The sequence below is a fragment of the Mycobacterium hubeiense genome, assembly GCF_002838065.1.
GTDB classification, from domain to species: Bacteria; Actinomycetota; Actinomycetes; order Mycobacteriales; family Mycobacteriaceae; genus Mycobacterium; species Mycobacterium hubeiense.
Genome location: NZ_PIZU01000108.1, coordinates 1 through 1,366, shown reverse-complemented (window position 1 = coordinate 1,366; position 1,366 = coordinate 1). Strand labels below are relative to the sequence as shown.

Sequence of the window (1,366 nt, the reverse complement as noted above, 5' to 3'; positions counted from 1 at the left end):
AGGGGGCGGGTGCCTCAACCCAGGTTGGCAGAGAGGGAGGTGAGACGCTGCTGTCCGTCCAGTAGTAGAAACTTCGCTTGGACACCCGCTGCCAGATCGACGCCTTCGATTGCGCGAGGCTTGAATCGCACTTGAGAATTGCCGGTTTTCAGGAGCATCACTGCGCCTAAGGGGTGTCCGCGCAGCACCGTGACCAGGAGTTGACGGATGCGTTCATCTTCCCACTTGTAGCCGCGCTGGAAGTCCGGCAATTGGATCTCGCCAGACCGAGTCCACGCCAGGTACTCACCCAACTCATGCATCGGCGTCAGGAATCCCACGTCAGTCCTCCTCGGTGAAGTCGAACGCACTCTGCGAGCTCGCCGCCGACGCGTCAGACCGTGCAACATCGACAATCTCCGGCCAGCTGGTGACGAGACTGTTGAAGCTCAGCGCGTCTTTGGTCCAGCCGCTTGCCTCCGCGACCCGGAACAGCAGGTGCGCAAGCTCCTTGACCAGATCAGCGTCGACGGCACCGTCGGGACGACGCATTGCTGATCGCAGGAACTCACCAGCGGGCGTAATGCCTTCGCCCTCCAGGATCCCGATCAGGTGGTGCATGGCCTCCCAGTTGCTGGTCTGTTGGTCGGTCAGAATGTTGTAGTCCGCGCTCAGATCTGACGGTTTGGTTAGTTGGACCTTTCCGGCCCGACTGGTCAGAATGCCGCCGCGGTCCATCGCGTCCACGGTGGTGTTGCGGGCGTTGGCGAGATTGTTGGCGTCACCGAACGTTCCTGTGTTGTAACCGTGTTGGCGATACCAGGCAATCGCGAACCGCGTCGTCGAGTCGAAGTCGCCTTCCTGCTCGTTCAGCACTTGATCGAGGATCTGGTTGATCCGAGCTAAGGCAGAACGCACCGACATCTTCGACCCGTCAGGCTCCAGCACCGTCGAATAGCGGGAGAACACAGCCATGCCCGGCCCAATGGCGGCTTGCGGTAGGTCAACCGGTGCGATCGCGCCGTGCTGAAGCTCCTTGAGCGCTTGCGGGAGTTCAGCTTTGAGGGCCTCTACGAACTCGCGTCGGTCGGTGCTCGGGGCTGAGAGTGGACGCGGCCGCAACGCTAAAACAATCGATGAAGCAAGGGCGTTGGTCCCGGAACCGATCATCCGGTTGCCTAGTTCACTACGCACGGGCCACGTGGCAGTGACCGCCCACCCCGACCGGATCATTCCTTCGAGGAGTGTTTCCCAGCCCGTAGATGATTCCCCGACAGCGGTGGCTTCTGATTGCTTAAAGGCGTAGTAGACGGTGATCGGCAGGTCGGTAAAGGCAGACTCGCGCGCTTTAAAAAAGACCTTGCGAAAGCCAGAGGTTGTCCCGGTC

2 protein-coding genes are annotated in these 1,366 nt (G+C 60.7%); both read right to left on the bottom strand.

What is annotated here, in order from left to right; translation table 11 throughout:
• Positions 1 to 14: 14 nt before the first annotated feature.
• Positions 15 to 320, bottom strand: coding sequence for a DUF262 domain-containing protein (locus CWS39_RS28185; protein ID WP_233213753.1), 306 nt, complete (start codon positions 318 to 320; stop codon positions 15 to 17).
• Between the two features lies 1 nt (position 321).
• Positions 322 to 1,366: DUF8807 domain-containing protein (locus CWS39_RS28180; RefSeq protein ID WP_102146106.1), on the bottom strand; the 1,045-nt coding region annotated here is incomplete at its 5' end.